Below are 25,032 nucleotides of genomic sequence, written 5' to 3'. Positions count from 1 at the left end.
GTGATTTATCCGCAGGTTATTTGCGTAAAATCACGCTCTGGCTTTACCGTTTCAGCAAACCGGAATCCCCCTTGTGCAATAACAGATAGACCGCAGGGATCACCAGCATCGACAGCAGAGGAGCGCTCACCATCCCGCCGATCATCGGCGCGGCAATCCGCTGCATGATTTCGGATCCGCTACCGCCGCCCCACATGATGGGAAGCAGCCCTGCCATAATCGTTGCGACGGTCATCATTTTTGGCCGTACGCGCAGAACCGCCCCTTCGTGGATGGCATCCATCAACTGCTGGCGTGACAGCGCCTGACCTGCCACACGGTGTTTCTCTACCGCATGATTGAGGTAGAGCAGCATGATGACGCCGAATTCCGCCGACACGCCCGCCAGTGCAATAAAACCCACGGCACCGGCTACAGAAAGATTATAGCCAAGGATATAGAGCAGCCAGACGCCGCCAATCAGCGCGAAAGGTAAGGTTGCCATGATCAGCAACGCATCTTTGATGCGGTTGAAGGTGACATACAGCAGCACAAAAATGATCAGCAGCGTAAAGGGCACGACGACTTTCATTTTCTCCGTAGCGCGTTCCAGATATTCAAACTGACCGGACCAGCTCAGTGAAACGCCTTCCGGCAGCGTGACCTGCTGGGCAACGGCCTGCTGCATGTCTTCAACGGCGGATTTCAGATCGCGACCGCGCAGATCGACGTAAATCCAGTCCGACAGGCGACTGTTTTCACTTTTCAGCATCGGTGGCCCTTCGCTGACGCGAATATCAGCCAGTTCTGCCAGCGTCACTCTGCTGCCATTTGCCGTAACAATGGGCAGGTCACGCAATTTTTGTAGCGAATCGCGTAATTCACGTGGATAGCGGATATTAATGGGATAACGCTGGCGACCTTCAATCGTTTCGCCGATGTTTTGCCCGCCGATGAGTGTGGAAACCACCGACTGAAGTTCCTCGACGGACACACCGTAGCGCGCCGCGCGTTGACGGTCGATATCAATATCGATATAGCGCCCGCCCGCTAGACGTTCCGCTAGCGCAGATGTCACACCCGGAACCTGCTTCACCACCTGCTCGATTTGCTCGGCGGTACGTTCGATGTCTGCCAGATTATTGCCGTTAACCTTGATGCCCACTGGGCTTTTGATACCGGTAGCCAGCATGTCCAGCCGGTTGCGAATCGGCGGTACCCACACGTTGGCGATACCCGGCAGGCTGACGGTACGATCCAACTCGGCCACCAGCTTGTCCATGGTCATGCCTTCGCGCCACTGGTTGCGCGGTTTCAGCCTGATTGTGCTTTCCAGCATGGTGAGCGGGGCGGGGTCGGTGGCTGTTTCGGCACGGCCTGCTTTGCCGAAAACCGATTCGACTTCGGGCACGGTTTTAATCAGCCGGTCCGTTTGTTGCAGCAGACGACCTGCTTCTCGCGCGGAGATACCGGGCAAGGTGGAAGGCATATACAGCAGATCGCCTTCATCCAGCGGCGGCATGAATTCACTTCCCAGACGGCTGAGTGGAAAGAGCGTCAACAGCAACAGCAGGCCGGAGACCAGCAGCGTGGTTTTCGGGTAGCTCAATACCTTTTGCAGCACCGGGTGATAAGCTGCAATCAGCCAGCGGTTAATCGGGTTCGCCTGTTCGTCCGGTATCTTGCCGCGAACGAAATATCCCATTAATACCGGCACCAGCGTGATCCCTAATCCGGCGGCGACGGCCATGGCATAGGTTTTGGTAAAGGCCAGCGGGGAAAACATGCGGCCTTCCTGCGCTTCCAGTGAGAACACGGGCACAAACGACAGCGTAATGATCAGCAGGCTGCAAAACAGCGCAGGCCCTACTTCTACAGCAGCCCGTTCCGCTAACTGCCACCACTCATTATTCTGCGGCTGTTTCCCAGGGTTCTCATGTCGCCACTGCTCAATGACTTTATGCATGTTTTCTATCATCACAATCGCGGCATCCACCATCGCGCCGATAGCAATCGCAATACCGCCCAGCGACATGATGTTGGCGTTCACACCCTGATAGCGCATGATGATAAACGCCCCCAGAATCCCCAGCGGCAGGCTGATGATCGCCACCAGCGCCGAGCGGAAGTGAAACAGAAACAGGGCGCAGATAATCGCCACAACGACAAACTCTTCCAGCAGCTTGAAGCTGAGCGTATCGATAGCGCGTTCAATCAACTGCGAACGATCGTAGGTTGGGACGATTTCTACCCCCGCGGGCAGGCTTTTCTGTATTTCCTGTAACCGCGCTTTGACGGCATGCAGCGTATTCAGCGCATTCTTGCCATAGCGCAGGACGATGATGCCGCCCGCCACTTCACCTTCGCCATTCAATTCGGCGATGCCGCGCCGCATCTCCGGCCCTTCTCTGAGCGTAGCCACATCCTGCAACAGCACGGGAATACCGTTGCGAGTGGTAATCACCACGTGGTTAAAATCCTGCATACTTTTCAGGTAACCCGTGGTGCGCACCATGTACTCTGCTTCGCCCAACTCCAGCACGGAACCGCCGTTTTCCTGATTGGCGGCCTGTACGGCACTGACGATCTGCTGGTGGGCGATGCCCTGCGTCCGCATGCGTTCCGGGTCGACGACGATCTGATACTGTTTGACCATGCCGCCCACGCTGGCGACTTCCGCCACATCAGGTACCGTTTTCAACTCATATTTCAGCAGCCAGTCCTGAAAGCCGCGCAGGTCGGCTAGACTGTATTTGCCGCTGCGATCGACCAGCGCATATTCGTAAATCCAGCCAACACCAGTGGCATCCGGGCCGAGTGACGTCTTGGCGTCGGCTGGCAGGCTGGATTGCACCTGGCTGAGATATTCCAGCACGCGAGAACGCGCCCAGTAAGGATCGGTGCCATCTTCAAACAGCACATAAACGTAGGCATCGCCGAACATGGAGAAGCCCCGTACCGTCTTGGCCCCCGGAACGGAAAGCATGGTGGTCGTCAGCGGGTAGGTCACCTGATTTTCCACCACCTGTGGTGCTTTTCCCGGATAGCTGACGCGAATGATGACCTGTACGTCCGATAAATCGGGCAAAGCATCCAGCGGCGTTTTTTGTAGCGACAGAAGGCCCCACGCGGCCATGAACAGCGCTGCCAGTAAAACCAAAAGACGGTTTTTGAGCGACCAGCGAATGATGTAGGCAATCATGGATGGCCTCCGTGACTGGCATGCGGATCGTCAGTGGTAGAAAAATTCAGGACGTGAATCCCCCTGTCGTCCATGTTGAACTGGAAACGCACGGTACTGCCTATTCCCATTCCCTGCGGCAACCCTGAGGGTGGCAGCGTGAAATCCATCGTCATCGGTGACCAATTGAGTGCCGGAACCGCTTCATGTTCGATTGTGACCTGATTGCCGTTTATCGCCCTGATGACTCCCTGAGTATGATAGCCAACGGGCGCAGTCGACGTTTCTGGGGCTGCTGGCTTTTCCGCATCAAACTGCGGTAGGGCGCTGCGAAGGCTGGCTTCGGAATCAATCAGGAACTGACCGGAAGTGACCACGTTGTCACCTGCCTTCAGTCCATTGAGGATTTCGACCCAGTCGCCCAGCGACGCGCCCACCGTGACGTTACGTGGGGTAAAATGACCAGTGCCATCACTCAGTAAGACCCGGTTTTGGCTACCGCTGATCAATAGCGCTTCCTTCGGGATCGCCAGACGCGGCTGTGCCTGAGCGTGAGAAAACTGCACGGTCAGGTACATACCGGGCTTAAGCTGCTGTTGCGGGTTATCCAGCACTACGCGGGCTTTTAACGTGCGTGTGGTGCTATCTAATACGGGCAGCAGTTCGCTGATCTTGCCGTGGAAGGTTTTACCCGGCCAGCCGTTGCTGGTCGCGCTGATGTCGCTGCCGAGAGTGAGCTGCGCGGCTTGCGACTCGGGGTAATCGACATCCACCCACACCGGATTCAGGCTGGCAAGCTCAAAGAGAGGCTGAGCTGGGCTTAACTGCATGCCTTGCCGCACCTCTAGCTTATTCACGTAGCCGTCTTCCGGCGCGGTAATCGCGATCCTGTCCTGCGGCTTACCGCTACGCTCGACCTGCCGAATAATCGTTTCCGGCATGAAGAGCAGTGCCAGCCGCTGGCGGGCTGCTTGAGTCAGCATCTCGTCGCCCAACTGCCGTACCGCCAGATATTCGCGCTGCGCCGCTGCCCAGGTCGGGTTCCACAATGTCGCCAGCGTTTCGCCTTTCTTCACCTGCTGTTGCAGTGCATTGACCGTGAGTTTCTCGACAATGCCGCCGCTGGAGGCGACCAGCGTGTGTAATCCACGTTCGTTGATCGCGACGGTGCCGTAACCTGTGCTACTACTGGAAAGTTCGCGCATTTCCGCGCGCGCCGTGCGAACCCCAAGATTTTGCTGCTGGCGGGCGCTGACCGTAATACCGCCGTCACTCTGCGCTTCATCGGCGTAGCGGGGCACCAGTTCCATATCCATAAAGGGGGATTTCCCCGGTTTGTCGAAGCGTTTATCCGGCACCATCGGATCGTACCAATAGAGGGCGGTACGTGCTGGCGCTGCGGCGGAAGAAGACTGTGGCGTTGGCTGTTTACCCACCAGATAGCCCACGCCACCCGCGCTGAGGATAGCCAGCGTCATCAGGCTAAACCTCAGGGATTTGTTCGTGATTGTTTTGCTCATCGCGTAGGGCTTCCTTGTGGCGTCAGATAGCGGATGGCGGCCCAATATTGAGCCATTTCCCGTGCGGTATCCTGAACGGCGATCCGGCTTTCGAGCAGCGCCCGGCGGGCATCCAGTACGGCAGAAAGGTTACTGCTGCCGGATTGGTACTGAGCCTGAATCAGTTTGATGCGCTGTTGTTGCAGCGGAAGAACATCATTGCTCTGCCGCTGCCAGCGTGACTGTGCGGCTTGATATTGAGCAATCAGCGTATCGAGCTGCGCCTGATGTTCTCGCTCGGTGAGCAAGACTCTGTCGCGCGCTTCCATGCTGCGTGAGATATCTGCGGCGTAGTCCTTATCCTGACGCTTGGATGTGAACAGCGGCAGATCGACCGTTACCATCATGCCCGCCATATCGTCGTAATCATCTCCGCGCTTCGCGTAATAGACTTCAACATCGACATTGGGGATGGCGGCAACGGCCGACTGTGCGGAGCGTGCCTGAGCCAGTTCGGCTTCACGCTGCGCCTGTTGCATTTCCGGGTGCTGATGAATGGCGTTGCCCAGCACCTCCGGTGAGGCAGGCAGCCGTTCAAAGCGAGGCAGCTCGCCGTGCACGTTGATATCCGTCACGCCGGTAAGCTGTACCAGCCGAGTGTGCGCGATACGGGTATCACGCTCGGCATCGGCCAATTTGTCCTGCATGGCTGCCAGCGTCAGGCGGGCAGCCAGAACACTACTGGCCTCACTGCCTGCTGCCACACTCGCTTTTTGCGAGGCGATCTGCCGCTGGCTTTCGTTGACCAACGCGGTGACGTCGATCAACGCCTTTTGGGAGAGCGCCAGATCCAGCCATGCCTGTGCCGTTTCCCGTTGTAGACGAGCACGAATACTTTCGCTATTACTTTGCAGTGCTTCGGCTTCGACCCGAATAGTCTGCGCTTTGCTATCGCGCTTACGGCTGCTGACATAAGTTTGCATGACGCCGATACGTTGCATCGTCATGCCTTCACGCGTGAGCCGGCTACCGTTGTTACCGCCCAATGGCAAATTTTCGACGCCAAATTTCAATTTGGGGTCGGGAAGCTGTGTGGCGGAGTCGGCCATGTTCTGTAGCGCATTAATCTGGTGTTGATTGGCCGACAGATCGGCGGAGTAACGCTCCGCTGCCTGTAAGGCCTGTTCAAGACTCAGATCTGCCGCAAAGACGGCGGCAGGCAGCCACAGCAACATCGCCAGACACGCGCGCGCAGCAGCGTGTTTGGATAAGTTCATGGTGTGCTCCGGTTAAGGCTGCTGTGGTGTAATCGCGGTCAGGATGTAGCCGCTATCGTTCTGGCTAAAGCTGAACGTAACGGGGGTGTTGACAGGCAATGGCGTTATTTCGCCGCGGGATGGCAGCGTGAAGGCCATCGTCATGGCAGGCCATTTGAGCTCGGCAACCGGCGCGTGAGAGAGCGTGACGCTATTGGTGTCCCACTGCTTAACAATCCCGGTAGTTTGATAAACGGCTGTTGTGGCCGCAGGGGGCGTGGTCGACATCATCGCGTGATGCTGGTGGTCGTTTGCCCACACGGGGAAGATTGAGGAAGAAACAGAAAAAATCAGGCTGCTAATCAAAGCCATATAAGTGGTACGCATAAAAATAATCCCAATGTACCCGTCATACTTCAAGCTGCTTGTGCGTTGGCTGCCCTTACTCACCCCAGTCACTTACTTGTGTAAGCTCCTGGGGACTCGCGCGGTTGCCGCCTTCCTGCAACTCGAATTATTTAGGGTATGAAAAATAATTGATAAACAAGACGTTGCGCTCGCTGGCGCAGGGGTTATCAATCGTTGGGTTATTCTCTGAATCTGCAGAAGCGGATTTCAGCCGGAGGGCCGACCGCAGGAGGCGAGAGCCAGACATCAGATGTCGGACTAAGGGTAACAGGATTATCCGCTAAGACTAGATCACCGCTGACCGGCAGCGCTAATAATGCCAGCGAGCCATTATCCTGCTTCACGCTATCCGGCACGCAGTGTTTTTCGCACAGCGGCGTTTGCTGATCGGCAACGTAAGACGCTTTAGCTGTATGCTGAGCATGAGATGATAACGGCTGAACGTCAGCTTGTTGCAGATGTGCCTGATGCTGGAGTGCGGGGGATGTCTGGCTGATCGTCATATCGCATTGATGGCCTGCGATAGCCAGTTGTGCATTCAGGAAAAACCAGCACAGTGCCAATAGCCATCCCCACCTGCCTTTATGCCGCAGATGATGAATGAATAATGGAGACCGTGATGATGCGGACATGGCGTTTCCCTTTTGGACGTTTTGCCAGTGTATGCGTCTGAGCGGGAAGGGGGCAAGCGGGGAATAGCATAGTTTTGTAAAGTGGTTTTGTAAATTGGCAGAAAGTTATCTGCCAATGTTATCAATGTGTTAATTATGTTTTGCCGTTCGGTTACTGTACAAGAAACTGGTACGTGGTATCTGAGCGATAGACTTTCCCCGGTTTCAGCCAGCAGTCAGGCTGCGGCCAGTTGGGGTGATTCGGGCTGTCCGGCAGGAATTCACTTTCCAGTGCGACACCGGCATAGTTTTCATATTGACCGCCGTCTCGCGAGGGCGTTCCGGCCAGAAAGTTGCCGCTGTAGAGCTGTAAGGCGGGAGCGCTGGTGAAAACGCTCATCAGTACGCGGCCATCGGATGACCATAAATTGGCAGCCGGACTTTCGCTGGAACCGCAGGTGCGATGCAATAAATAAGCGTGATCGTAGCCGCCGACGGCCATTTGATCGCTGTCGCGCAGGAAATCTTCTTCCAGCGTTTTTGGCTGGCGGAAATCCATGCCGGTAGCGTTTACCGGTGTCAGATCGGCGTTAGGAATGCCCGAACTATTAACCGGTAAATAATAGTCGGCAAACAGTTGCAGTTGGTGCTTACGGACGTCAGTCAGATCGCCATCAAGGTTGAAATAGGCGTGGTTGGTCAGGCAAACGGGGCAGGCTTTCTCTACGGTCGCCTGATACGAGATTTCCAGCGAATTATGTTCGGTCAGCGCGTAGGTCACCTGTACGTTGAGATGCCCTGGATAGCCTTGATCGCCATCCGGCGAGTGCAGTTGATAAGTCACCTGCGCGGCATCCTGACTGGCAATTCGCCAGCGGCGAGCATGAAAGCCTTCTGGGCCACCGTGTAACTGGTGCTCGTTCTGGTTTGGAACCAGATGGAACGTTTCGGTTTCTCGACTGAAGGTGGCTTTGGCTATGCGGTTGGCATAGCGGCCAATTGATGCACCGAGATAAGCGCTTTGTCGCGGATACTGCTCGGGTGAGGCACAGCCCAATAAGACTTCTCGCACCTCACCCTCTGGTAGCGGCAGCTCACAGGAAAGCCAGGTTGCACCCCAGTCCATCAGGCGCACACGCATGCCTGCCTGATTCTGCAAGGTCGTTAATTGAAACGGCTGACCATCGGGTGCCAGCGTGCTAAGACTTTCATTCAACATGACTTGCTCCTGTAGAGGCTTGAGAAGATAGAGAAGGTTGGCCGATGGTTGCAATGGTGGGAAATTAAGCAGAAAGAAGTGTGCTGACAAAGTACGCCATTCTTGTTCCGTAAATGGGTTGTCAACGGTATGAATCAGTTCTGCTTATCTTCCCTTATCTGTCACTCAGCGTGAAAAAACGCCGTCATTCTTCGTCGTACCCGTTGGGGTGGTTGGACTGCCAGCGCCAGGTGTCCTGCGCCATTTCTTGCAGTGAGCGTGTGACTCGCCAGTTAAGGTCTTTCGCTGCACGCTCGGCATCTGCCCAATAAGCAGGCAGATCGCCCTGACGACGTGGGGAAAAATGGTAAGCCAGCGGCTTGCCACAGGCCTGACTGAAGGCTTCGACGACCTGCAATACACTGTAGCCTACGCCTGCGCCCAGATTATAAATATGCACGCCAGCACGATTTTGCAGGGTGTTCATGGCGGCGATATGACCGTCAGCCAGATCGACGACGTGGATGTAATCTCGCACGCCAGTGCCGTCAGCGGTAGGGTAGTCATTACCGAAAATCGCCAGTGAGTCACGACGCCCTACCGCAACCTGAGCGATGTAAGGCATCAGGTTATTGGGCACACCTTGTGGGTCTTCACCCATCTCACCCGATGGATGGGCACCAACTGGGTTGAAATACCGCAACAGCGTAATACTCCATTCCGGTTCTGCATGCTGTAAGTCTTGCAGGATTTGCTCGACCATCAGCTTGCTACGGCCATAAGGGCTGGCAGGGTGTCCTGTGGGGAAACTTTCCTGATAGGGCGTGCGTGGTTGATCGCCATAGACAGTGGCAGAGGAGCTAAAAATCAGGTTTTTCACGCCGGCTTTTTTCATCGCCTCTACCAGTACGAGCGTACCGTTGACGTTATTGTCATAGTAGCTCAGTGGTTCACGCACTGATTCGCCTACGGCTTTTAAGCCGGCAAAGTGGATGACAGAATCAATGGAATGCGTAGCGAAAATATCGTCCAGCAGCGCGCTGTCGCGGATATCGCCCTGATAAAAAACGGGTGTCTTATCGGTTAAGCGTGTAATGGTTTTAACGACGCTAGACTTGCTGTTGCACAAGTTATCGAGAATGATGGGAGTGTGCCCAGCCGCCAGCAATTGTACGCAAGTATGACTTCCTATGTAACCGCTACCACCTGTAACAAGAACGTTCATAATGACCTCTATTATCGCAATACTGCAAAATAACATGGCTAGATGCTGAAAAAGGTGATCTACAGCGAGAATCTGCCTCTGTTATCGATGGTTTTTTTACGAGTAAACTCAGTGAAGCATAATCTATAGTGTAAATGAGCCTGGCTTTCTACCCTACATTTTATTTTGTGGTAGCGTTATCATCTCTGTTTTTAGGCGTTATTTCCGTAACGCGTCAATCTGGTAGCGGTAGATGTCGTTGTGCGGGACGAAAGTGAGCCGATGTGTGATGCACTCGGGCGCGTCTTCCGCGTGGTGAGAAACAAAGAGTAGCTGCGTTTCGCCCTCGCCAATCAGAATATCCAGCCAGCGGCGTACCAGTTGGCGATTGAGCGGATCAAGCCCCTGTAGCGGTTCATCAAGAATGAGCAGGGCGGGGTGTTTGACTAACGCGCGGGCAATCAGCGTCAGACGCTGCTGACCCCAGGAGAGCGATTGAAACGGGGTATCGGCAATAGCGCCACTGAGCCCAAGCAGAGTGAGCCACTGTTCGGTCAGGTGGCGCTGACGGTCGGAAACGGCCTGGTAAATGCCGATAGAGTCAAAAAAGCCTGACAGGATAACGTTGCGCACGCTGGTGCTGACGCGGTAATCCAGATGGAAGCTGCTGCTGACGTAACCGATGTGGCGCTTGATGTCCCAGATGGTTTCACCGCTGCCGCGTTTACGGCCAAACAGCGTGAGATCGTTGCTGTAGCCTTGCGGATGATCGCCCGTAATCAGGCTGAGTAGCGTCGATTTCCCTGCGCCATTGGGGCCGACAATCTGCCAATGCTGACTGGGCAACACTTCCCACGTTAGCTCGTGTAGAATAGGGCGGTCGTTGTACTGCACCACGCCGTTACGCAGCCGAATGCGTGCCTCGTCAGCGGGAAGCGTCATATACCGCTGCGGATCTTCCGGTTCTGGCAGCGAACTTCCCGACAGTTTTTCGCTAAACGCGAGCTGGGCTACCAGCGCTTCAGAGAGGATCGTTTCACGCTCGCCGACACGGGTCAGCGTACAGTCTGCCAGCACACCGACATGGTTGATAAAGTCAGGGATGTCGTCGAAGCGGTTCAGAATAAGCACCAGCGTATAACCGGTGCCTGCCAGTTTCCTCAGTTCATCGGCAAGCTGCTGGCGGGAGGCAACGTCCAACCCATCGAAAGGCTCGTCGAGAATCAGCAGGTCGGGCTGAGGCATCAGCGCCTGACACAGCATCGCCTTACGGGTTTCCCCCGTAGAGAGGTACTTGAAGCGACGCTCCAGCAAATGCGCGATACCAAACTGGTGTGCCAGTTGTTGGCAACGCGCGGGATCGTTGAGGCTATCCTGAATCACTTCTGCCGAGGTACGGCCAGTATCGTCTTCACCTTCACTGAGCAGATCGGTGTTATTACGCTGCCATTCATCAGAAACCAGTTTTTGTAATTGTTCAAACGACAGTCGGACGGGGCGTTGAAATCCCGTTGTTCGTTCACCACGCAATATTGGCAGTTCGCCGGATAGCGCCCGCGCCAGTGCAGATTTACCACTTCCATTGGCCCCGACAAAGGCCCAGCACTGGTTTTGTTCGAGCGTCAGGTCGTCCAGACGCAGCATGCGGGTATCGCTGAGACGAAACAGTCCCTGCGTGATTTTCAACAATGACATTTTCTATCCTTCGTCAGTCGGCGATAAGCAATGTTGGTAAATGTTAGCAAAGCGTGGCGATGATAACCCTGTCGGCCTTGAAACAGGCCTTCACGTCTGTTCCCAGTTGCAACTTTTGCTGCTCAAGTAAGGCATTCGGCACCATCGCACATAGGGTTTCTCCCCCTGTCAGCGTAATCAGAACTTCGCTGTTTTCCACACCGTGCTGAATGGTCTGAATTCGCCCTGGCAAGACGTTATCAACGGTGGGTGCAGCGGACGTGGCAGCGTACACATCGATCCACGGTGCTTTGATCAGCGCCAGCACCTCTTTTCCTTTCTGTAATTGCAGACGTTCGGCGCTTTGCTGCGTAATCAGTGCGCTGATCGCTGTTTTACCATCGGCGAGTAAAATATCCAGATGTTGCTGCACCTGTTCTTCACCGCGTGCGAGCACGGTTCCAAAAAACTGGTTACGCGCGCTGGTTTGCAGCGAGAAACGCGCGATGGCTGCCAGTAGGCTATCCAGCGGCAACCCGTCCTCCTGCAAGACATCAAAGGCTTTTTGCTGAATCTGCGCGAGCAAATCGTACAGTTGGAGAAGTCGTTCGCCGTAGCGGGTAAGCTGAGCACCGCCGCCGCCTTTGCCGCCGGTCATACGTTCAACGATGGTCTGTTCGGCCAACTGATTCATCTCATTGATGGCATCCCATGCGCTTTTATAGCTAATCCCCGCCAGCTTGGCGCCCTGACTGATTGAACCGGTATGACGAATTTGCTTGAGCAATTCAATGCGCCGCGGATCGGCGAATAAACGCTGTTGGAGTTTCAGGGTGAGAAGAATTTCAGCCTGCATAATGAGGGCACCGTCGGTGAGTTTACTTCTCTGTATTGTCGCTATTTTCTTCATCAGGGGCAAATCGCACAAATAGACGCACTATTTTCTATTACTGCGGTAGACTACGTGGCAATTACGACGATCTCGGCTTACAGTGAAATAGCGCGTTATGCAGGCTAAAGTAGCGGTAACCGTTGCAATAAGTGAGGTAAGCATGTTGGAGTTGTTGAAGAGCCTGCTGTTTGCAGTTGCCATGGTTCCTGTGATGATGGTGGTTATCATGGGTGCAATTTATTGCCTGGGCGAAGTGTTTAACGTGTTGTCCCGCATCGGTCATTCCGACGGCCAGCGCGCAAAGAATCAGCACTGATTCACGATCCTTTCCTATTTTGATGTCCGGCTTTTGGCCGGACATTTCTTTTCTACCTCCCCCATCTACCTCTTTAAAGCGCATGACACTGCTTCATAATTCGTTATATCATTATTTACACAACGATAATTATCAGGAGACAAGAATGAAGCAGCAATGGTTAAAATGGTTTGCCGCACTGACCCTCAGTGCAGGAATGGCGCTGCCTGCGGCAGCAGAAGATAAAGTGACTGTATTCGCCGCCGCGTCATTGACGAATGCGTTGCAGGAAATCGCCACGCAATATCAGAAAGAGACAAATGTCGCTGTTGTGGCGTCTTACGCATCATCGTCAACGCTGGCACGCCAGATTGAGCAAGGTGCGCCTGCCGATCTGTTCATCTCCGCTGACCAACAGTGGATGGACTACGTGCAGGATAAAAACCTGATGGACACCGCTACGCGTCACACGCTGTTGGGCAATGAGCTGGTGGTGATTGCGCCGAAGGCGAGTGCGCAGAAAGAGATTAAGATTGACGACAAAACTGACTGGAAAAGCCTGCTGAAGAGCGGACGTCTGGCCGTTGGCGACCCGGATCACGTGCCTGCTGGAATCTATGCCAAAGAAGCCTTACAGAATCTGAAAGCCTGGGATGAACTCTCCCCGCTGATGGCGCGCGCCAACAACGTACGTGCAGCTATGGCGCTGGTGGAGCGTGAAGAATCCCCGTTGGGTATCGTTTATGGTTCTGACGCGGTTGCCAGCGACAAAGTTAAGGTCGTTGGTACATTCCCTGCGACGAGCCACAAGCCTGTCGAATACCCGATGGCAATAGTCAAAGAGCATAAAAACGCGGCGGTTACCGGTTTTTATGACTACCTGAAAACGCCAGAAGCGGCAGCGGTATTTAAACGTTACGGCTTCGCGCCGCGTTAATGATGCTGAGTGATTACGAATGGCAGGCGGTTGAGCTGAGCCTCAAAGTTTCCGTTGTGGCCGTGGCGTGCAGCTTGCCGTTTGGGATACTGATGGCGTGGATTTTAGTGCGCTGTCGGTTCCCCAGCAAATCACTGCTGGATAGCATTATCCATTTACCACTGGTGCTGCCGCCAGTGGTCATTGGTTATCTGCTGCTGGTGGCGATGGGAAGACGCGGCGTAATCGGTTCCTGGCTCTATGACTGGTTCGGCTTCAGCTTTAGTTTTAGCTGGCGCGGTGCCGCATTAGCGTCGGCGATTGTCGCATTTCCGCTAATGGTTCGGGCGATCCGCTTGTCGCTTGATGCCGTCGATACGCATCTGGAGCAGGCCGCTCGAACACTGGGGGCCTCGCCGTGGCGCGTGTTTTTCACTATCACATTACCTCTCTCTTTTCCTGGGATTGTTGTTGGAACCGTATTGGCGTTTGCCCGTTCGCTGGGCGAATTTGGCGCGACCATTACGTTTGTTTCTAACATTCCAGGCGAAACCCGAACCATTCCACTGGCGATGTATACCCTGATTGAAACGCCCGGCGCGGAGGCTGATGCAGCAAGGCTGTGTATCATTGCCATCGTCTTGTCGCTGGCTGCGCTGTTAGCATCGGAATGGCTAACAAACTGGAGCCGCAAGCGGTTGGGGGGATAATGCTGCAACTCGATTTTCATCAACAGCTGGGTAGCCTCGAACTTCGCGTTCAGTCTGAACTGCCTGCGAACGGTATTACCGCTATTTTCGGCGTATCCGGAGCAGGGAAAACCTCGCTGATCAACGCTGTTGTTGGCCTGACCCGGCCAGATGGCGGGCGAATAGTGCTCAATAATCATGTGCTGGTGGATACGCAGAAGCGTATTTTTCTTCCGCCGGAAAAGCGGCGAATCGGCTATGTATTTCAGGATGCTCGCCTGTTTCCGCACTATCGCGTGCGCGGTAATCTACGCTACGGTATGGCTGAAACAATGGAATCGCAGTTCGATGATATCGTCAGTTTACTGGGTATCGAACCGCTGCTGAATCGCTATCCACGGACGCTGTCCGGTGGAGAGAAACAGCGTGTCGCGATTGGTCGGGCCTTGCTGACCGCACCGGAATTGCTGCTCATGGATGAACCGCTGGCGTCGCTGGATTTACCCAGAAAGCGCGAGCTGTTACCGTATCTGGAGCGTCTGGCGAAAGAAGTCAATATCCCGATCTTGTATGTCAGCCACAGTCTGGAAGAGATTGTCCGGTTAGCCGATCATGTCGTGGTGCTTGATAAAGGCAAAGTGAAAGCGCAGGGGCTGTTGGAAGAGGTATGGGCCAGTAGCGCGCTACGCCCGTGGTTACCGAAAGACGAACAGAGCAGTATTCTGAGTACGCGCGTGTTGGCGCAGCATGAGCATTACGCAATGACGGCGCTGGCATTAGGCGACCAGCAGGTGTGGGTGGGCAAAGTCGAACTCCCGCAGGACGCCGCATTGCGCATTCGCGTGAATGCCGCCGATGTCTCTTTGGTACTACAGCCACCGGAAAAAAGCAGCATCCGCAATGTGCTGCGTGCCAGCGTGGTGGAGTGCATTGATGTCGACGAACAGGTTGAAGTAAAGCTTGCGATCGGCCAGCAGACGCTGTGGTCCCGTATTACTCCGTGGGCACGGGACGATCTCGCACTTCATCTCGGGCAAACGATCTACGCGCAGATTAAGAGCGTGTCGATCACGGCGTAACGATAGGCTGATGATAAAGATATGGTTCCACCGACATCCAACGCGCAGTTTATCAGTCGCGGTATGAAAATGGGCGTAGAGGTAATTCATATCGTGGTTAATCATGGCGATATGGCGGCGGTCTTTGCCAATAAAGTGATTAATCACGAAACTGCGGCAGGTGCTGGGTAGCGCGCTGTAAGTCTGTTTGCGAGTCGAACGCAATCAGGCAAGCGAGAGTGGTCGCTTTTCCTGATTGCGTCATCGTTGGTTATGCCAGAATGCGGGTACGGATAAGATCGGCGATGCTAGGTTCTTCATTGCTGCCAATCACCAGATCGGCTCTCGCCTTGATTTCATCGGCGCTGTTGCCCATCGCGACACCCAATCCTACGCCTTCCAGCATACTGATATCGTTAAAGTTATCGCCGAATGCCACGACGTCTTTCATACTGATGCCCTGTTCGCCAAGCCATTGCTGGAGCAGCTTGCCTTTGCTGTTGCCGGTTTGGGCGATATCAACCTGATCCTGCCATGACCACTCGCAGGCGAGTCCGAGCTGCTTTTCTACTTCTGTGGCGAAGTGGTTCAGTGTGGGAACATCGGCGTGCGTGGTCGCGAATTTCCAGATAGCGTGAGACGCTTCGGTCTGGCGCACCAGATTTTCCACCTGAGCGAAACGAGGGCGCTGCGGTTCCGGCAGGTTCGCAGCCCATGCCAGCGTGCGGACTACGTGCCCGGTTGGGTACTGGTAATACATATCGTCATCGGCATACATCAGCCCATGGATATCACATTCCTCTAGCAGCGTGATGACATTTTTTGCCTGTTCGACAGAGAGCGGATTGGTGTGCGATGCCTTACCCTGCTGGTAATCATAGACGTAAGTGCCGTTACAGCAGATGGCGGGCGTATCCAACTGCAATCCCTGATAAAAAGGGTGGATTGCCGAGTGGTGGCGTCCGGTGACGATCATCACTTTTATGCCTTGCTGACGGGCCAGTGCGAGTGCGCTAAGCGATTCGGGCAGGATTTTTTTCTGTTGATTCAGTAGTGTACCATCAAGATCAAGTGCAATTACTCGGTAGGTCATCGTTATCTCGCAAATAAAAATGTGGGTATCAAATTACCCTTACGATAAAGGACATGACGAAAAATAGACAGACAACAGCGAGATAAAAGTATCTGAGGGTCATTTGATGACGAAGGATTCAGCGCGGCGGTGGGAAATAAGGCTAAACGGACGTTTTTACAGCGCCATTGTTGATTTTCTATGCTTTCAACGGCTTATCATCTATTTTTTAAGCAGTTGACCACAATGCGGCTTTACAATGTGCGGCGTACTGTTTATAGTGCGCGTCATTGCGGAGGAGTGGCCGAGTGGTTGAAGGCACCGGTCTTGAAAACCGGCGACGCGAAAGCGTTCTAGAGTTCGAATCTCTACTCCTCCGCCACTTCACCTATTTCCTTGTATACCTCGTTATTATTCTCTTATCTTCCCCTGATATTCTGAGCCATCACTTTTCATCATCGATTCGTCATTGCCCACCATCAGCGCCTGTTCGCTACATCCATCATTACTTAAAACAATCATTACTTAAATCAGCCATTATTTAAATCAATAGTAGCCTTGCGATGTCTCTGTAGAATAGAGTGATTGGTCATTTATGGTATGCCGTGCGTCAGGTTGAGCAGGTTCATTATCCTTCTGATGAACTTCTTTTTGAGCCTTCCTGTGCCGCCCACATCGCGTGAAAAATAAGGAGAATACGATGCAGCAAGTGGTTTATGTCGCCAGCCCGGAAAGCCAGCAGATTCATGTTTGGCAACTCGGTGCTCAGGGAAATCTGACATTATTGCAAACCGTTGACGTTCCGGGACAGGTTCAGCCGATGGTGATCGCACCGAACAAGCGTCACCTGTATGTTGGGGTTCGTCCTGATTTCAGGGTTCTGAGCTATCGTATTGATGAACAGGGGAAATTGACGGAAGCGGGTGTCGCGTCTTTACCGGGCAGCCCGACGCATCTGTCTACCGATAACGACGGACGTTTCCTGTTCAGCGCGTCTTACAGCGGTGCCTGCGTTAGCGTTAGCCCGATTGGTGCTGATGGCATCGTCGGCGAGCCGATCCAACAATTGGACGGACTGGAAGGGTGCCACTCTACCAACACCGATCCAACCAATTCTGTCGTGTGGGCACCGTGCCTGAAAGAAGACCGCATCCGCCTGTACGATCTGGGTGCGACGGGCGAATTGAGCGTGCACCGTCAGTCTGAAATGACGACGGTAGCGGGTGCCGGTCCACGCCATATGGTTTTCCACCCAAATCAACGCTTTGCCTATTGTGTGAATGAACTGGACAGCTCGGTGGATGTGTATCAGTTGGATGCAACTGGTGGGGAATTGCAGAAAGTGCAAACGCTGGATGCTATGCCAGCAGGCTTCAGCGACACGCGCTGGGCGGCAGATATTCACATTACGCCGAATGGTCGCTTTCTGTACATCAGCGATCGTACTGCCAGCCTGCTGAGTGTTTTCCAGGTATCAGAAGACGGCAGCACGTTAACGCTGACCGGACATCAGCCGACCGAAACGCAGCCGCGCGGTTTCAATATCGACAATACCGGTGAGTTCTTGATTTCAGCAGGGCAGAAATCGCAGCACATTGAGGTGTATCACATCGACCAGAACTCGGGCGATCTGCAACCGCTGGCGCGTTACGCCGTCGGTCAGGGGCCTATGTGGGTGTCGGTGCTGGCGCTGGACTAAGTTAGCTACGCACCACAGTAAGCCCTGCATTGATCCGCAGGGCTTTTTTTTTCGATTAACCCCGGTATTCGATGATCGACAAACCCGCGTTGTAATCCGTGCTGTAGATGATGCCGTCAGCATCAACAAACACATCGCAGGACTGAATAATCTGCGGTCTGCCGGGGCGCTTGTCGACCATTCTGGCTGGCGCAGCAGGCACCAGCGCACCGGTTTCCTTCGGCTGATACGGGTTACTGATGTCGTAAGCGCGTACCCCTGCGTTTTGATACGTGGCGAAAATCAGTGACGAACTGATGAAGCTGCCGGGCCGGTTTTCATGCAGGTTATGTGGGCCAAAGTGTGCGCCTTTCTTCACATAGTCCGTTTCTTTCGGCTGTGGGAAGGTGGCGATGCTCACCGGATTGCTCGGTTCACGAATATCGAACACCCAAATCAATTTCTCGCCATCTTCTTGATTATCCAATACCGCTTCATCCAACACGATCAGCAGATCGCGATCCGGCAAAGGTAGTGCCGTGTGTGTACCGCCGCCAAACGGTGGGCTCCAGTTACGGTGGCTGATGAGCTGTGGATTAGTGCGATCGCTCACGTCCAGCAGCGTCAATCCGCCATCGCGCCAGCTGCCATAGGCGGTGTCGCCGCTGATGATGGCATGATGCAATGCGTAACGCTTGCCTTCTGGCCAGCTTGCGGATTCCCCGCCGGCGGTGTGCATGCCAGGTAGCCAGTAGCGGCCAGCAACTTCCGGACGCTGTGGATCGGCCAGATCGATAGTCAGAAAGATGTAGTCGCTGTAGCCATCAAGCAGCGCGGAGACATAGGCCCAGCGTCCACCTACGTACCAGATGCGGTGAATGCCGATGCCGTCCAGCGGCAGGAAGCTGATCTCGCGCGGTTTATCCGGCGTTGAGATATCGAAAATCCGTAATCCGGCGCTCCAGCTTTTACCCTGTTGTTTGGTACTGACCGTGTCAGCAACGGAGCGGGTGTAATAGACTTTTTCCTCGGCGAAGCTGGCGTCGGCAAACAAATCGCGCGCGTTGACGACAAGCAGCAGGTCATCATGCGTTTGCAGGTGGATGTTCCAGGTGCCGGGCGGGGCAGCAATAAACCCCGCCGGCTTGGGATTTCTGGCATCGCGCACATCCACAATCGACACGCCTTGTGAAACCATATGCCCGATATAAGCGTAGCCGCGGTTAACCATCACCTGCACGCCGTCGGGTCTGCCACCCTGATCGCTGTGTCCAATCAGCCGCATATTACGGCTGTAATCGGGGGTGGGCAGAGGGGTCGATGCCATGAGTTATCTCCGTGTTATTTCGCCTGTTTGGCTTCCAGTGTAGCAAACCACGGTGCGATAAAATCATCCGTTTGGCCCCAGCCTGGGATGATTTTCGCTAATCCGGCGACGTTGACTGCACCCGCCTGGCTAGCTAACAGCGCCTGTGGAATCGCGGCAGCGCGGAACTCGTAGGTCGCAGGTGTCGCTTCACCGGCAATCTTGTTGGCAACCAGACGCAGGTTCACTTTACCGATCAGTTTAGGATCGACAGCTACGCTGACTTTCCACGGGCTGCTTGCTTCTCGCATCAGTTGTAAGTCCTGATTGGAGATGTCGATGCTGTACAGTTTGATTTCGGTCCGGCCGTTTTCTTTCAACGCTTTATAAGCACCTTGGCTGAAGGCATCCCACGATCCCCAGATTGCATCGATTTTGCCTTTCGGGTATTTCGCCAGCACCGCGCCGACTTTGTTAGCGGTATCGCCCTGAACGTCAGAGGACACGGCACCAATCGATTCGAGTTCCTTGATGCCGGGGTTGGCTTTCAGGATCTGTTGATAGGCAAGCTGGCGGCGCTCCATCGGCGGGAAGCCAGCGACCCACAGTTTGATAATGTTGGCTTTACCGTTGAAATCCTTCACCAGTTGGCCGAGTGATTCGTTAGTCAGGGAGGCATCATCCTGCTGGGTGACGGTCACGCCCGGAATTTCGCCATTCACGGCGGTATCAAACACGGAAACGGCAATGCCGCTGTCGACGATGCGTTTAATCAAATCGGTAGAGTAGGGATCGCGGCCCTGTGACAGGATGATGCCATCATATTTCTGGCTAATCGCCTGATTCACGAAATCCTGAAAACGGGCATCATCGCCGTTGCTCAGAAAAGTGCTGACCTTGAAGCCCAGCTTTTTACCTTCTTCAAGCACGCCGGAAACAAACTGCGTGGTGTTGTCGTCGGAACCCAAGTTGCGGATAACCGCGATGCGAACCGGACCGTCATGATTGGCGATAGCGGCTGGAACGGGAGCAATGGTGGCATTCTGATTCGCCAGTGCCGGTAATGCTGTCAGTAAGCTCAGTGCAAGCAGGGCGGGCGTAAATTTCTTCATTATCAGCTCCATGGCGTTTTATAAAGGGATCTTGTGTTGATGAAAGTGTGTCGTGTCGATGGCAGTATTGTTATGTTTTCTGCGTCACTACTTTATAGCTGTCTTTATGTCTGGATGTCTATTTAAAAATGATACTGCATCATAGCCGTTGAGCGATAGACGAGGAAGAGGCGAGCATTATGACTTTTGGGTTTAAGTTATAACGATTCGTACTGACTGCGGATAAAAAGAAAAATGCCCGCGAGGCGGGCATTTGAGGAGGTGATTAAATGAAAAGAACGTGAATTACTTCTTAGCTTCTTTCTCTTCCATTTCACGCGCCCAGCGTGGGTGGTGTTTACGCGCCCAGCGCTTGGAGACCTTGCCTTCGATCATGCCTTTGATCGATCCTTTTACCCAGAACGCCATGTACATATGGATCAGGATGGCATGGATGAGGACGATAGCCGCAACGGCATGAATCAGAATGGCGTAGCGCACGACATCAATCGGGAACAGGTGAGCAAAGTAAGGACGCCACATGATTACCCCAGTGATCAACAGCACCAGCGTCAGTCCCATGATGCTCCAGAACATCATTTTCTGGCCTGGGTTATATTTACCCACTTCTGAGACTTCATGCTCATTGCCTTTCAACACTTCAATAATGTTGAGGAACCACGGCAAGTCACGTTTCTTCGGAATGTTATGGCCAACAAAGCGGAAGAACATCGGGATCAGGCAGATGACAATTAGCACGCCAAAAAACGGGTGCAGAATACGTCCCATCTGCGGCGTACCAAACGTCTGTGTCAGCCATTGCAGGGTTGGGAAAAACAAAGCAATACCTGAGAGCGCGACCAGGAAAAAGCTAATCACCACAATCCAGTGACAGATGCGATCGATAAACTTGGTGCGCAAAATCATTTTTGATTTACTCATGTTTGTCTCCCCCTTCTTTATCTTCTCCTTCGTGGTCATGATCCATTTCTTCTGTGTTCGGACCCACACCGATGTAGTGGAACATTAACCCAGCGAACGTGGCGACAAACCCTAACGCAGATAGTGGCTTCAGAATGCCCTTCCACAGGTTGACCGGCGTAGAAATCTGCGGATCATCCGGCAGATTGTGGTAGAGCGACGGCCTGTCTGCGTGGTGCAGAACATACATCACGTGCGTACCGCCCACGCCCTGCGGATCGTAGAGGCCTGCGTTCGCATAACCACGGCTTTTCAGATCGGCGATGCGTTCTTCTGCCAGATGCTTCATCTCTTCTTTCGTACCGAAACGAATGGCACCCGTCGGACAGGTTTTCACGCAGGCAGGCTCTTGCCCAACGCTGACTCTGTCGACGCACAGCGTACATTTATAGACGCGGTTATCTTCTTTATTCAGACGCGGAATATTGAATGGGCATCCGGCGATGCAATAGCCGCAGCCGATACAGTGTTCTGACTGAAAATCGACGATACCGTTGGCATACTGGATAACGGCACCAGCGGAAGGACAGGCTTTCAGACAGCCCGGATCGCTACAGTGCATGCAGCCATCTTTACGGATCAACCATTCCAGACGATCGTTCTCTTCCACTTCGGAAAAGCGCATCAGCGTCCAGGATTTGGCACTCAAATCCGCTGGGTTATCATAAACGCCAAAGTTATGGCCGACGTCGTCACGAATATCGTTCCACTCTGAACAGGCTACCTGACAGCCTTTACAGCCGATACAGGTGGTGACATCGATCAGTTTTGCCACTTCGCTTTTGTCATCACGCACATGCGGAGGCGGTGTAAAGCCGTTGGTGGCCGAACGTTTAATAATATCTTGTGATTGCATTGACATAATTGGCTACCCTTACGCCTTCTCTACATTAACCAAAAACGCTTTGTACTCAGGCGTTTGTGAATTAGCGTCGCCGACGCTCGGGGTGAGTGTGTTAGCCAGGAACCCTTTACGCGTGGTTCCCTCAAAGCCCCAGTGGCAGGGAATACCAACGGTTTCCACGCTGCGTCCGGCAATTTGCAGCGTTTTGATACGCTTCGTTACCACCGCTTTGGCTTTGATGTAGCCACGCTGGCAGGAGACTTTGACTTCATCGCCCGCTTTAATGCCTTTGCTCTTCGCCAGATTTTCACCGATCTCAACAAACTGTTCTGGCTGCACAATCGCGTTCAGGCGTGCGTGTTTTGTCCAGTGACGGAACAATTCGGTAATCGAGTACGTGGTCGCCACATAAGGGAAATCCTTCGCGGTGCCCATGGTTTTCGCATCACGCGCAAACAAACGCGCAACCGGGCTGGAAATCACCGACGGGTGCAGCGGGTTGGTGCCAATAGGTGATTCGATCGGCTCGTAGTGTTCAGGGAACGGCCCGTCTACCAGTTTGTCCACGGAGAACAGACGTGCCAGACCTTCCGGCAGCATGATGAACGGCCCAGTGTCTTTGCCTGGTGGTACGGTTGCGGCGAAGTCAGGCACATCAATGCCTTGCCACTTCTGACCGGTCCATTCCAGCAATTTACGCTTGCTGTCCCACGGTTTCCCTTGCAGGTTGGCGGAGGCGCGGTTGTAGAGAATGCGGCGGTTTTGCGGCCAGCACCATGCCCAGTTCGGCGTACAGCCCAGACCGGCATCGGCGTTGTCGCGTCTATCCATCTGGTTACCGGCTTCTGTCCAACTCCCAGCGTAAATCCAGCAGAAGCTGGACGTAGTGCCGTCATCACGCAACTGTGAGAAATCGGCGATCTGCTGACCTTTTTTCAGGATCAGTTTGCCGCTGTCGTCGTAGATATCAGCCAGCGCCATGCCGTTGGCTTCGCGGGCGATCTCTTCCGGCGTTGGATCTTCTGGGTCTTTGTAGTTCCAGTTGATGTTCATCAACGGATCCGGGTAAGTACCGCCTTCTTCGTTATACAGCTCACGTAGGCGCATCAGTAGCTTACCGAGGATTTTTCCGTCGTGACGGGCCTCTCCTGGTGGCTCAGCCGCCGCCCAGTGCCATTGCAGCCAGCGACCGGAGTTGGCGATAGAGCCATTCTCTTCGGCAAAGCAGGAAGACGGCAGACGGAAGACTTCAGTCTGAATGGACTTCGTATCCACGTCATTGAATTCGCCATAGTTCTGCCAGAACGTGGACGTTTCCGTGACCAGCGGATCGATGATGACCATGTACTTGAGCTTGGAGAGCGCTTCGGTCGCTTTATTCTTGTTAGAGAACGCCGCAACGGGGTTAAAGCCCTGAACGATGTAGCCGTTCATTTTGCCTTCCACCATCAGCTCGGTTTGCACCATGACGTCGTAGCTACGATCCCACTTCGGCAACCAGTCATAACCCCAGTTATTCGCGGCCTGCGCGTGGTCGCCGTAGAAGCTCTTCATCATGCTGATAAAGAATTTTGGCGTGTTTTTCCAATAGTTAACCTGATCGGGCAACACGGCGGTTGGCGTGATTTGGCCCAGATAGGTATTCAGATCCGGCTGTTTTTCTGACGGCAGTGGCATATAGCCCGGCAGATTTAACGACAGCAGACCCAGATCGGTATACCCCTGAATGTTGGAGTGGCCGCGCAGGGCGTTGATGCCGCCGCCTGCCATACCAATATTCCCCAACAGAAGCTGGATCATGCCAGCGGAGCGGATAATTTGCGCGCCGTTGGTGTGGTGCGTCCAACCCAGTGCATACATGAAGGTTGCGGTTTTATTCGGTACACAGGTTTCAGCCAGCGTACGGCAAATCTCTTCGTAATCTTTGGCTGAGGTACCGCACAGAGAGGTCACCATTTCCAGCGTATAGCGGGAGACGTGCTTTTTCAGCAGGTTCCAGACGCAGCGCGGATGGGACAGCGTGTTGTCACGTTTGGCGAAACCGGACTCATCTAACTCATACTGCCAGCTGGATTTGTCATATTGGCGTTTTTGTTCGTCATAGCCGCTGAACAAGCCTTCGTCGAAGCTAAAGTCATCGCGTACGATCAGGCTGGCATTGGTGTAAGACACCACGTATTCGTGATGAATTTTATCGTTCGTAATAAGGTAGTTAACGATACCTAACAGGAAGGCGGCATCTGAGCCTGCGCGAATCGGCGCGTAGAGATCGGCAACGGCAGCGGAGCGGTTAAAACGCGGATCGACCACAATCAGCTTCGCATTGTTGTGCGTTTTCGCTTCAACGGCCCATTTGAAACCGACCGGGTGCGCTTCTGCCGGGTTTCCGCCCATGACGATGATGACGTTGGCGTTTTTAATATCAACCCAGTTGTTAGTCATCGCGCCACGGCCGAATGTCGGTGCTAGTGCGGCAACGGTTGGTCCGTGACACAGACGAGCCTGACAGTCGATAGCGACCATGCCGAGAGAGCGGGCAAATTTCTGGTCGAGAATGCCGGTTTCGTTGCTGGCGGCAGAAGAGCACAACATCCCGGTAGTCAGCCAGCGGTTGACGGTTTCGCCTTTGGCGTTAGTACGTTCGAAGTTGGCGTCGCGGTCAGCTTTCATCAGGCGCGCTATGCGTTCAATCGCGTCGTCCCAGCTGATTCGTTGCCATTTGTCTGAGCCCGGCGCGCGGTATTCTGGGTAGAGCAGGCGGTTTTCGCTGTGGATGTAGTCGACCAGACCTGCACCTTTCGGGCAAAGGGAGCCACGGCTGACTGGGTGGTCCGCATCACCTTCGATATGAAAAATGGAAGGTTTTGCGTTCTTGGCGCCATCGCCCAGGCTATACATGAGCACACCGCAACCCACTGAACAGTAGGTGCAGTTGTTACGTGTCTCTTTCGCTCGTAACAGCTTATATTGACGTACTGATGCCATTGCTTCCGTGGGTGTAAAGCCCAATACCGCGAGAGTGGTTCCAGCCATCCCCCCCGCGCAAACTTTAAAGAAACCTCTTCTATTGAGTTGCATTAGTTTCCCTGTGTAATTATGTGTCATTTTTGTTGCGAGCAATTTAACAACACATAAATTGTGGGCTTTGCGCAAAATCAAAATTTAAGTATTTAAACCCCCATAACACCTATAAAGAGGTA

The 25,032-nt window shown here is 53.9% G+C and carries 21 protein-coding genes and 1 tRNA gene; 7 read left to right on the top strand and 15 right to left on the bottom strand.

The annotated features are described in order from the left end of the window. Positions 1 to 43: 43 nt before the first annotated feature. The 9 genes from H0248_RS09085 to modE all read right to left on the bottom strand — a co-directional run bounded on the left by H0248_RS09085 (position 44) and on the right by modE (position 11,866). Positions 44 to 3,181, bottom strand: a complete 3,138-nt coding sequence (locus H0248_RS09085) for an efflux RND transporter permease subunit (protein ID WP_180785701.1) — start codon at positions 3,179 to 3,181, stop codon at positions 44 to 46. Then, positions 3,178 to 4,680, bottom strand: coding sequence for an efflux RND transporter periplasmic adaptor subunit (locus H0248_RS09080; protein WP_180785699.1), 1,503 nt, complete (start codon positions 4,678 to 4,680; stop codon positions 3,178 to 3,180). The genes H0248_RS09085 and H0248_RS09080 overlap by 4 nt, the downstream gene beginning before the upstream one ends. Continuing rightward, positions 4,677 to 5,936, bottom strand: coding sequence for a TolC family protein (locus H0248_RS09075; protein WP_180785697.1), 1,260 nt, complete (start codon positions 5,934 to 5,936; stop codon positions 4,677 to 4,679). The genes H0248_RS09080 and H0248_RS09075 overlap by 4 nt, the downstream gene beginning before the upstream one ends. Before the next feature lie 12 nt (positions 5,937 to 5,948). Then, positions 5,949 to 6,302, bottom strand: coding sequence for a copper-binding protein (locus tag H0248_RS09070; protein WP_180785695.1), 354 nt, complete (start codon positions 6,300 to 6,302; stop codon positions 5,949 to 5,951). 200 nt (positions 6,303 to 6,502) lie between these two features. Further along, on the bottom strand, positions 6,503 to 6,955 hold the full coding sequence (locus H0248_RS09065; RefSeq protein WP_180785693.1) for a hypothetical protein: 453 nt from the start codon (positions 6,953 to 6,955) through the stop codon (positions 6,503 to 6,505). 151 nt (positions 6,956 to 7,106) lie between these two features. Continuing rightward, a complete protein-coding gene (gene galM, locus H0248_RS09060) occupies positions 7,107 to 8,153 on the bottom strand; it encodes a galactose-1-epimerase (RefSeq protein ID WP_180785691.1) in 1,047 nt (348 codons plus the stop codon). A 184-nt stretch (positions 8,154 to 8,337) separates the two neighbouring features. Next, positions 8,338 to 9,357, bottom strand: coding sequence for a UDP-glucose 4-epimerase GalE (gene galE / locus H0248_RS09055; protein ID WP_180785689.1), 1,020 nt, complete (start codon positions 9,355 to 9,357; stop codon positions 8,338 to 8,340). A gap of 198 nt (positions 9,358 to 9,555) precedes the next feature. Then, on the bottom strand, positions 9,556 to 11,031 hold the full coding sequence (modF, locus tag H0248_RS09050; protein WP_180785687.1) for a molybdate ABC transporter ATP-binding protein ModF: 1,476 nt from the start codon (positions 11,029 to 11,031) through the stop codon (positions 9,556 to 9,558). Between the two features lie 43 nt (positions 11,032 to 11,074). Then, positions 11,075 to 11,866, bottom strand: coding sequence for a molybdenum-dependent transcriptional regulator (gene modE / locus H0248_RS09045; protein WP_180785685.1), 792 nt, complete (start codon positions 11,864 to 11,866; stop codon positions 11,075 to 11,077). 196 nt (positions 11,867 to 12,062) lie between these two features. On the opposite strand from modE, the gene H0248_RS09040 reads away from it, so the two are divergent. From H0248_RS09040 to H0248_RS09020, 5 genes are all read left to right on the top strand, one after another. After that, positions 12,063 to 12,218, top strand: coding sequence for an AcrZ family multidrug efflux pump-associated protein (locus H0248_RS09040; protein ID WP_010285329.1), 156 nt, complete (start codon positions 12,063 to 12,065; stop codon positions 12,216 to 12,218). Positions 12,219 to 12,363: 145 nt separating this feature from the next. Further along, positions 12,364 to 13,134: a molybdate ABC transporter substrate-binding protein gene (gene modA, locus H0248_RS09035; RefSeq protein WP_180785683.1), complete on the top strand. Its 771-nt coding sequence runs from the start codon at positions 12,364 to 12,366 to the stop codon at positions 13,132 to 13,134. Continuing rightward, positions 13,134 to 13,823 carry a molybdate ABC transporter permease subunit gene (modB, locus tag H0248_RS09030; RefSeq protein ID WP_180785681.1) on the top strand — a complete coding sequence of 230 codons (690 nt, stop codon included), beginning with the start codon at positions 13,134 to 13,136 and terminating at the stop codon, positions 13,821 to 13,823. The genes modA and modB overlap by 1 nt, the downstream gene beginning before the upstream one ends. After that, complete coding sequence (gene modC, locus H0248_RS09025) at positions 13,823 to 14,881, top strand: molybdenum ABC transporter ATP-binding protein ModC (RefSeq protein ID WP_180785761.1); 1,059 nt, start codon at positions 13,823 to 13,825, stop codon at positions 14,879 to 14,881. The genes modB and modC overlap by 1 nt, the downstream gene beginning before the upstream one ends. 21 nt (positions 14,882 to 14,902) lie before the next feature. After that, the gene (locus tag H0248_RS09020) at positions 14,903 to 15,052 is read left to right on the top strand and encodes a hypothetical protein (protein WP_180785679.1); all 150 of its coding nucleotides are present in this window, start codon (positions 14,903 to 14,905) and stop codon (positions 15,050 to 15,052) included. Positions 15,053 to 15,131: 79 nt separating this feature from the next. Here H0248_RS09020 and H0248_RS09015 read toward each other — a convergent pair whose 3' ends face one another. Further along, a complete protein-coding gene (locus H0248_RS09015) occupies positions 15,132 to 15,953 on the bottom strand; it encodes a pyridoxal phosphatase (protein ID WP_180785677.1) in 822 nt (273 codons plus the stop codon). A 273-nt stretch (positions 15,954 to 16,226) separates the two neighbouring features. Between H0248_RS09015 and H0248_RS09010 the strand changes: the two genes are divergently transcribed. Further along, positions 16,227 to 16,314: transfer RNA gene (locus H0248_RS09010), tRNA-Ser, on the top strand. Between the two features lie 318 nt (positions 16,315 to 16,632). Continuing rightward, complete coding sequence (pgl, locus tag H0248_RS09005; RefSeq protein ID WP_180785675.1) at positions 16,633 to 17,631, top strand: 6-phosphogluconolactonase; 999 nt, start codon at positions 16,633 to 16,635, stop codon at positions 17,629 to 17,631. A 55-nt stretch (positions 17,632 to 17,686) separates the two neighbouring features. Here pgl and H0248_RS09000 read toward each other — a convergent pair whose 3' ends face one another. From H0248_RS09000 to fdnG, 5 genes are all read right to left on the bottom strand, one after another. Next, positions 17,687 to 18,937 (bottom strand): LVIVD repeat-containing protein, encoded by a 1,251-nt coding sequence (locus H0248_RS09000; RefSeq protein ID WP_180785674.1) that lies wholly within the window; start codon positions 18,935 to 18,937, stop codon positions 17,687 to 17,689. Between the two features lie 14 nt (positions 18,938 to 18,951). After that, positions 18,952 to 20,028, bottom strand: a complete 1,077-nt coding sequence (locus tag H0248_RS08995; RefSeq protein ID WP_180785672.1) for a sugar ABC transporter substrate-binding protein — start codon at positions 20,026 to 20,028, stop codon at positions 18,952 to 18,954. A 285-nt stretch (positions 20,029 to 20,313) separates the two neighbouring features. Then, a complete protein-coding gene (fdnI, locus tag H0248_RS08990) occupies positions 20,314 to 20,949 on the bottom strand; it encodes a formate dehydrogenase-N subunit gamma (RefSeq protein WP_039509324.1) in 636 nt (211 codons plus the stop codon). After that, entirely contained in the window at positions 20,942 to 21,850 is a 909-nt protein-coding gene (fdxH, locus tag H0248_RS08985) for a formate dehydrogenase subunit beta (RefSeq protein ID WP_180785670.1), read from the bottom strand. Before fdxH ends, fdnI begins: the two co-directional genes overlap by 8 nt. 12 nt (positions 21,851 to 21,862) lie before the next feature. Then, positions 21,863 to 24,910, bottom strand: coding sequence for a formate dehydrogenase-N subunit alpha (gene fdnG, locus H0248_RS08980; RefSeq protein ID WP_180785669.1), 3,048 nt, complete (start codon positions 24,908 to 24,910; stop codon positions 21,863 to 21,865). Positions 24,911 to 25,032: the final 122 nt, after the last annotated feature.

The organism is Pectobacterium brasiliense (assembly GCF_013449685.1).
Lineage (GTDB): Bacteria > Pseudomonadota > Gammaproteobacteria > Enterobacterales > Enterobacteriaceae > Pectobacterium > Pectobacterium brasiliense_A.
This window is presented reverse-complemented; position numbering and strand designations above follow the sequence as displayed.